This is a genomic window from Hyella patelloides LEGE 07179 (assembly GCF_900659865.1).
Lineage (GTDB): Bacteria > Cyanobacteriota > Cyanobacteriia > Cyanobacteriales > Xenococcaceae > Hyella > Hyella patelloides.
Map to the genome: position 1 here is coordinate 19154 of NZ_LR213836.1, position 8519 is coordinate 27672.

Annotated in this window: 8 protein-coding genes; 4 read left to right on the forward strand and 4 right to left on the reverse strand. The window is 35.4% G+C overall.

The features are described 5' to 3' along the window. Positions 1-19: 19 nt before the first annotated feature. Complete coding sequence (locus tag H1P_RS13025) at positions 20-1324, reverse strand: hypothetical protein (protein ID WP_144867747.1); 1305 nt, start codon at positions 1322-1324, stop codon at positions 20-22. 365 nt (positions 1325-1689) lie between these two features. Between H1P_RS13025 and H1P_RS37435 the strand changes: the two genes are divergently transcribed. Next, a complete protein-coding gene (locus H1P_RS37435; RefSeq protein WP_222427044.1) occupies positions 1690-1950 on the forward strand; it encodes a PDDEXK family nuclease in 261 nt (86 codons plus the stop codon). Positions 1951-2022: 72 nt separating this feature from the next. Further along, positions 2023-2277 carry a Uma2 family endonuclease gene (locus H1P_RS39370; RefSeq protein WP_425461533.1) on the forward strand — a complete coding sequence of 85 codons (255 nt, stop codon included), beginning with the start codon at positions 2023-2025 and terminating at the stop codon, positions 2275-2277. A 108-nt stretch (positions 2278-2385) separates the two neighbouring features. Here H1P_RS39370 and H1P_RS13035 read toward each other — a convergent pair whose 3' ends face one another. Together H1P_RS13035 and H1P_RS13040 are read right to left on the reverse strand one after the other, a co-directional pair. Continuing rightward, the gene (locus tag H1P_RS13035; protein ID WP_144867749.1) at positions 2386-3345 is read right to left on the reverse strand and encodes a hypothetical protein; all 960 of its coding nucleotides are present in this window, start codon (positions 3343-3345) and stop codon (positions 2386-2388) included. Between the two features lie 86 nt (positions 3346-3431). Then, positions 3432-5108, reverse strand: coding sequence for an ABC transporter permease (locus H1P_RS13040; protein WP_144867751.1), 1677 nt, complete (start codon positions 5106-5108; stop codon positions 3432-3434). A gap of 292 nt (positions 5109-5400) precedes the next feature. Here H1P_RS13040 and H1P_RS13045 point away from each other — a divergent pair, with 292 nt between their 5' ends. Next, entirely contained in the window at positions 5401-5865 is a 465-nt protein-coding gene (locus H1P_RS13045) for a GNAT family N-acetyltransferase (RefSeq protein ID WP_144867753.1), read from the forward strand. 463 nt (positions 5866-6328) lie between these two features. On the opposite strand, the gene H1P_RS13050 is transcribed toward H1P_RS13045, so the two are convergent. Then, positions 6329-7003 (reverse strand): methyltransferase family protein, encoded by a 675-nt coding sequence (locus tag H1P_RS13050; RefSeq protein WP_144867755.1) that lies wholly within the window; start codon positions 7001-7003, stop codon positions 6329-6331. A 155-nt stretch (positions 7004-7158) separates the two neighbouring features. Here H1P_RS13050 and H1P_RS13055 point away from each other — a divergent pair, with 155 nt between their 5' ends. Then, positions 7159-8370, forward strand: coding sequence for a HEAT repeat domain-containing protein (locus tag H1P_RS13055; protein ID WP_144867757.1), 1212 nt, complete (start codon positions 7159-7161; stop codon positions 8368-8370). Positions 8371-8519: the final 149 nt, after the last annotated feature.

Here is an 8519-nt window from a genome sequence, read left to right on the forward strand (position 1 = left end):
GATGCCCCGCCCTACTTTATTAATCTGAAGAATTAGACTCTAATCTTTGTTGCCACTGAGCATCAATTTTATCGGCATTTTGCAGATTTTGATCTAAAAGATCGTCTTCCGTAGTGTATGCTAGATCGCGATCGCTAATAACTTTTTGTTGAGCAAATTGTTGGGCAAATAGTAGTTTTTGTTTTAGAGAATCAGATGCTTGCTGGAGTATATTAGCTCTTGATTCACGGGCTTGATTGCGAGTGCTAATCTTTTGATTGCGCCCTTGTATCCAGAAGTAACGAATTAAGGGAATGGCTAAAAATGCTATGCCATAACCAACCAGAACACCATAAATAGAGTTAACAAAAGCTACCAAACCGCCTAATTGAACAGCTATAGAAGGGTCTTGTAACAAAGAGCCTAAAACCAACGCCAATATCAGGTTTACTCCCCCCAAACCAATAGCTAACATTTTTTGACTACTATTAGCTTGGGTAAAACGCCATAATTGCTCTTGTAAGTAGTTGGGTAAAGCACGTTTTTGCCGACGATTTGCCATTACCTGCAATTCAGGAAAGTAATAGATAATTTCGCCTTCAGGGGATACTTCAGGATAACCATTGAAACGAGCCAACACTGGAATCATATAGTCCTCATCAGCATCAGTTCGATCTACATAAGGCGCAATTTGTTCTGCTACTACCGCCCCATCATTATTCTGAATTGCTTGTCCGATAGTGGCATAGCGAGTTTCCTCTAAATCTGCATTAGGGTTACCATCCCCAAAAAGAAACGAGTAAACCGCCTCTAAAAAATTCATTTGGTTATCATCAGTGGTTGTTTTCCTGCGCTGACGACGACGAGAATTATAATCTGGATAAAACCACCAAAAGAAATCAGGGCCGATCCAAAAGCGAGGTAAAAATATCATCCCGCCACCACCGAAACTACCACCTCGATCGTCATCATCTCGACCACTAGAGCTAATTGCAATTACGATAGCAGCGATCGCTAATAACATCAAGATAATTGAAGCAATTAAAACAATCCCAAAAGAAACCCGAATTAAATAAAATAGAACTTTCCAAACTTTACCCCACCATTCTTGCCAGCGCAATTGCCAATACTTGTTGCGTAAAATGCCGAGGAAATTCTTAGGGAACAGATAAACCACATCTCCTGACTCTGCAACCTGTAAATGTCCCCCTGCATCTGCTGCTAAAGCCAATAAACCCTGTTGCGCAATATTAATTTCTAAACCAGCGATCGCTGATACCTCACCTACAGTAACACGATAATCAAGCTGTTTAATAGATTTTACAATTTGGGGATTCGGAGTCATTTTTTACCCACTGATCGAGACATACTTTATATCTTAGTAAATTTTGATCGTAGGTATCTGGTTGGAGAAGAAAATTCTGTCGTAACGCCACTGACTATCTATTAAAAAATTCTTTCAAAGGAATGATATAAGTATTAAGTATCTGGATACTTTATGGGTATGATTGGCAATATAATCTTAAATTTATGCCTCGATCGATGAAACTTTTGAGAGATAATGAGATTACATTATATTTTTCATGCTGGGATTATTGTAATTATTAAGTAAGCCTCAACAAAAGAAAGATTCAATAATTTTAGAGATTGAGACTTTAAAATTAATCAATAGTAATTACGACACAAAACCAAAAATGAGATTAACTAAAAATGTTAATTACCAAAAATTTACCGCTAGATAATAAAAAGTTTATTCAAAGTGACCAGATATTAACTATCACAGGAGCAAGTTGGTCAGATTACGAAAAATTTAATTCAGAAGAATACCCAGGTTACCGAGTTAGTTATTTTAACGGGGAAATAAGTATTGTGTCTCCAGGGCTAAATCATGAAATTATTGCTGAAGTAATTAATCGACTAATTATTGCTTATTGTGAAAGATTTACTATTTTAGATTTTCCTTTTAGATAAACTAGATTAGAAGCTTCAGGAAAAACAGGAAAAGAGCCAGATATTGCATATAGTTTTCAGATAAGAAAGCCAATTCCAGATTTAGTAGTAGAAGTTATCTTTACTTCTGGTAATGTAGAAAACCTGAAAGCTAGTTATGAAATTATTGGTGTATCCGAGCTATGGATTTGGAAAAATAATCAAATCAGCTTTTATACTTTAGTTGATAATAAATATCTAGAAGTAGATCGTAGTCAAAATTTATCAAAGATAGAATCATCATCCTTATCTCCATTTATTAATCGAGGAATTCAAGAAAGTCCTGCTATTATTAAGCAAGATTTTTGAAAACTGTTTTAAATTTTGTTTTTGAGTACTAGCTGAAAGCTGAAATAAGTAAAGCTTCCACTTCTTATTATGCGATCGCAATTATTAAAGGGCAATTTAGAAATTTAACTAGGAATTAATAAGCTCTAAAATATCGCTATTATTTTCATCAAGATCGTAAACATATCCAAAATTAATTGCGACTCTTCTTCTGATACCAAAGACAGGATAAAGAGGATTTCTTAAAACTTCAGTAGCATGAGCATTAGCCGACTTTACTAACTGAAAAGCTGCATCTTTGGAGAGATTAGTGCCAAAAGTACTTAAAACATTCCTAGCACATTGATTTTTAGAAACACGTTCTAATGCGCTTTGACGCCCTTCATACGCCAGTAGAATTACATCTAAACAAGCAGAATAATCATAGGCATTGTCGAAACCAAAAACAAATTCTTGAGCTTTGGCACTTTGCTCTTCGGTTTCAGCAGCCACAGAATTATCTATTAGTGGGGTTTGCGGTGTAGCATTTTGCTCTTCCGTTTCAGCAGCACCAGCATTATCTATTGGTGAGGTTTGTGGTGTAGCACTTTGCTCTTCCGTTTCAGCAGCACCAGCATTATCTATTGGTGAGGTTTGTGGTGTAGCACTTTGTTCTTCGGTTTCAGCAGCACCAGCATTATCTATTGGTGGATTTTGCGGTGTAGCACTTTGTTCTTCGGTTTCAGCAGCACCAGCATTATCTATTGGTGGATTTTGCGGTGTAGCTTCAGCTTCCAATTGATTGCTTTGTTCAGCAGTCATGGGACTAATGGTATTTTCCGCAGAATTATAAATAAAGTTACCAGCTTGTATTTCTCCATCGGGAACAGCACAGCCTATTTCACCAGTAACATCATGCTTCATGTTAACCACATCTCCTTGACACTCGACAGTCTCAAATCCCCAATCTTGTAAAAGTTCGATCATCTGGTTAGGAGTTTGTTCTGATGCTTCTGTTTGGCTTACTTCGGCTTGAAACGGAGTTGCTATAGCTGATTGAGTTCCTAAGATAATTCCTAATACTGCTGATACTTTGACTAACTTTTTCATTGCTGAGAGCTGACTTACTAGAAATTGATGTTTTCGTAGCAATGCTACTGATAAATACAGCTTAGCGAAAATAAATAAAATAATGATTAATCAACACGGGAACGAGTAATTCGCCAGGTTAACAAAATCACAGGAATAATCCCCACTACCACAATGGCTAAAGCTGGGGCGGAAGCTTCAATTAATCTCTCATCAGAAGCATATTGATAAACTCTAATGGCAAGAGTATCAAAATTGAAAGGACGAATTACCAAAGTAGCAGGTAACTCTTTCATTACATCCACAAAGACTAACATGGCTGCGGTTAATAAACCTCCAGACATTAAAGGAGTGTGTACTTTCACTAGAGTAGTAGTTGCACCATAACCCAAACTGCGAGAAGCATCATCTAAACTAGGAGTAATTTTATTGAGGCTAGATTCTATGGAACTAAAAGCTACAGCTAGAAAACGCACTAAATAAGCAAAAATAAGACTAGCAACTGTTCCAGAAAGTAATAGACCCGTAGAAATGCCAAAATTTGCTCGCATAAAGCTGTCTAAACTATTATCAAAACTTCCCAAAGGAATCAAAATACCTACAGCAATGACCGAGCCTGGGATAGCATAACCCATAGCTGCAATTCTCACTGAACTCCGCATTGCCCAATTAGGCTGTAGGCGTTGTCCGTAAGCCATTACTAAAGAAATAATCATTGCTATTATAGCAGTTGCGATCGCTAAAATAAAGCTATGACTGGTTAATGACCAAAAATCATCATCCCAAGCATTCTCTAGATTGAGCCAGGTCATTCTCAATAAATACCATGCAGGAACTAAAAAACCCAATGCTACGGGTAGCAAACAAGCAATTCCCGCTCCCATACCCCTGAATAAACCCAATTCATATTTAGGAAGTTGTTTTCCCGAACCAGATAGTTGGTAATATTTTGCTTGTTGACGGGATAATCTCTCTACAACAATCAACGCTAAAATAAACAGCATTAATAAAGCAGCCAATTGAGCAGCAGCAGCCCTTTCTCCCATTCCCAACCAGGTACGATAAATACCCGTAGTAAAAGTAGATACACCGAAATACTCTACTGTGCCAAAATCATTAAGGGTTTCCATTAAAGCCAAAGCTAAACCTGCCATAATAGATGGTCTAGCTAAGGGTAAAGCAATTGTCAAAAAGCTGCGCCAGGGGTTACAACCCAATGAACGACTCGCTTCTAAAGTACATACTGATTGTTCTAAAAAAGCAACCCGCGCTAATAGATACACGTAAGGATAAAGCACTAGGGTTAACATTAGAATTGCACCCCAAACCGAACGCACATTGGGAAACCAATAATCACGAATAGTAGTCCAGCCAAAAACACCACGCAGAAAGGTTTGTACTGGGCCAAAGTAATCTAACATATCTGTATAAGCATAAGCCAACAAATAAGCGGGGGCTGCCAAAGGTAGTAGTAACAACCATTCCAACCAGCGACTCCCCCAAAACTGACACATAGTAACGAGCCAAGCTGTACCTACTCCAATGAGAAGTACCCCAAATCCTACACCTAGCATTAGCCAGCAAGAGTTAATGATATAGTCTTTTAAAACAGTATCGATAAGATGTTGCCAAATATCTCCAGCATCAGCAAAAATACTGCTAAAAACAAAAATTATAGGTGTGGCAATAATACAAGCGATCGCTATTACGGCAATCGTCCAGAAATTAAAATTAAAACGTTTGATTATATGATTAACTGATAGGAAAATGCGATCTTCACTCACTACTAATAATTATTCTGATTAATTCTTTTCCTAGCTTAGAGTATTTTGTTTCTTAGAAAATAGGAGTTTTGCTAAAATAAAGTAGAATTTCGGCTCATTAAAAGAGATTGAAGCAATTTTTGGTTAGTATTTCTTATGTTGCGATGGGTGTAATCATTCAAGCAAGCCCGATCCTAAATCAAAAAATATTAGCGACAGATAAATACAATTATCAAGGATAGGAGGAGCATCGCCCCATCTTACAAATTATCTGTTGCATTCTTTCTTCTAATTGATACAGGATCAAATCCTCATGTTAGAAACAACAAACTATCAATTAAAATTTGTTGAGTATGGCAGTCCTGAATATCAACAAGCTGCTCAACTTCGATATCGTCTGTTTTACCAAGAACACTGTATTAAGTTTGAATCAATATTTGAGCCTCAAGAAAAACAAAATCTGCATCTTGTTATTACAGCTAATCCAGAACATAAGGTACTGGCATATGGTCGCTTAGATCGAAAAAGTGCTGATTTATTTCAGATTTGTCAGATGGTTGTTGAGCCAAAACACCAAAGACAAGGACTAGGAAAACTGATACTTAAAGAATTGACTAAAGTAGCAATCCAACAAGGAGCAAGCCTTGTAGTTCTCAATGCTAGAGTAGCAAAAGTTCAGTTTTATCAAAAGTATGGCTTTGAGCCTATTGGTGAAGTGTTTGCATCCTCATCAACTGGCGTACCCCATATCAAAATGCAACAAAAAATTTCACAGTAATATTTTTAATGATATCAAAAAACTGGGAGGTAAAGCGATCGCTCTCAGCTATTACCCATTAGTGACAAGTTAAACAAAAATGTCATCTGTCAACTGATAACAGAATGAGATGCAGACAAGGTTTGATTAACATCTTGTATTTCGCTCCTCAACCACCTTAAACTTAAGTTTAAGGCTAACAGAGTAAGTCTATTGAAATAGGCTAAGAGTCATTACTTTGAAGGGAGTCTTCTTGAGAAGACTTGAGACTATTAGCCAGAGATTTTAATCTTTGGCGGTTATTGAAGCTAGTTTACTTACTCCCATCTCGCCATAAGACTACCGAAAACAAAATAACGATAAATCAACAAAAATCCGTATTTTAGTTAGGTCACGATCGAGTGGGATGGAAGTTGGAGCGTCTGCAAAAAGACTCGTACTTAAAGAATAATTCCAGGGTTTGATTATTGGGAAGCAAAAAATTCTAGTAAATTAAAGGAAGTAGTCTTTTAGTTTCTTGCTGATATGTTTGATAATTCTCCCCAAATTCTTGAGTTAACATTTCTTCTTCAATTGTAATTCTATTTCCAAACCAGATAAAACAAACTACGGCTAAAAATTCTAAACTAAACCAACTTTGTAATAAAGTACAGAAACTAATAAATAATAATAAATAGCTTGTATAAATAGGATGTCTAATTTGACTGTAAATACCTGATGTAATCAATTGATGCTGGTCTTTAATTACTAAACGGTCAAAAAATTTACCCAAAGTTTTAACGGCAACTTGGTTAACAATAATAGCAGAGAACACCAAAGTAGTACCAATAATAGTAAAAACTATATTAGTCACATAAAAATTATTATCTGAGAAGTTAGTAGATTCATAAATAGCCAACCAATGAACACCAATTAAACCAAATATACCCACAAAACTAGCAGCGCGACCCAATCTACTTTTAACTTGTTTATCTTCACTTCTTTTAGCAAGGTTTCCCAACTTAGTAGTACGCCATACGGTAGCTAAAAAGAATAATAAATAACTAATTGCTAAAAAATAAACTTGCCAATTACTTAAGCGATCAAAGATATATGCAGGTAAAATAATTAATAAACAAATTACGCACAATAAAGATAAAAATATTTTAGCAAATCTCATTATTATTTCTATGGTTGACCTGATTTTTGAATTTAAAATAATCTACTGTCTTATATTTATCATGAATGCGATCTCATATTATAATTGTAGGATTACTAGCAAAACTACTAATATAAATAAGGTAATTATAACACAGTTCTTATTTACAAAAACCTATGTTAAAACTCACTGAAGCCTTAAATAGAATCACTAAATATTTAGAACAAAATAACTCAGGTGCAGCTAATTGGTTACAACCAGGATTATCTGATACTGAGATTGCGGATATTACCAAAGATTTACCCTTTCAATTACCTCCAGAGTTACAAGAATTATATCGCTGGCGTAATGGACAAGAAATAAATGAAAATAATTTTAAACAGGGCTATAAATCTGCCTTTATTTTTCCCGCCAACTACGAATATCGTCTTTGTTCTTTAAAAGAGGTTGTGATAAATTACCAAAAATCTCAAAAATATAGTAGAACTCAAGTAAAAGAATTAGAAATTTTTCAATCTTTACCAGAAGGTGTAGGTTATTTTTATTTAGATACGAAACGAGTTATTTTTTATTGTTCTGGTGATTGGGAAGATGGAACAAGTTCTTATCAATACACCAGCTTAACTAATATGATGCAGACTTTGGCTGAAGGATACGAAACAGGTATTTTTAGCGAAGATAATTATATACAATGCGATCTAACAAACTATGTTTTAAGCTCGACTAAGCTTTGGTGGAAATATAATTCAGATATTCAAAATTTATTGTTAAATCAATTACAAAATTATTGGCAATGGTCTAAATACGAGCTAATACTTTTTAAAGACCCTAGGGTAATCCCCATTTTAATTGAAATTATCCAAGCACCTATTTCTAAAATAGAACAATTTAATATACATAATATATATGAATATGAGCGTATATTAAAAACACAGGCAATCGAAACTTTAGGTTATTTAAAAGATACTAGAGCAGTAAAACCAATTATTGAAATATTGCAAGATAAAAACCAAGATGAATATACTCGAATTACAGCTATTGAAGCATTACGAAAACTTAAAAGCGATCTTGCAATACAGCCTTTGATAAAAATTCTTCAAGAGAACGAATCTGACTCATTAATATCATCAGCTTCTTGGACTTTGACAAACTTAGGAAAAGTAGCAGTCGAACCTTTGATAGAAGTTTTGCAACATGAAAATTCTGATGTACTAATGATGGTAGCTTCTGCGCTAGGTACAATTGGAGACAAAAAAGCTATTCAACCACTTTATAATCTGTTTCAAAATCAAACTTCAACATCTCACCAACTACTCTACACTTTAGGAGGAGGTGGTTTTCCACCCATAGCTTCAGCTTTAGTTCTCTTTCCGCACGTCAAAATGTAATATGTAAAGATTATGTTTTTGCCCCCCAAGGCGATCGCGATCGGGCATCGCTGTGGCACTACGTGATCGCGCCTCTGAATTGCTCTACAAATCAATCAAAATGGGACGCTTTGATTAAATAATGTTAATCAAATAGTTTTCCCAGGGAT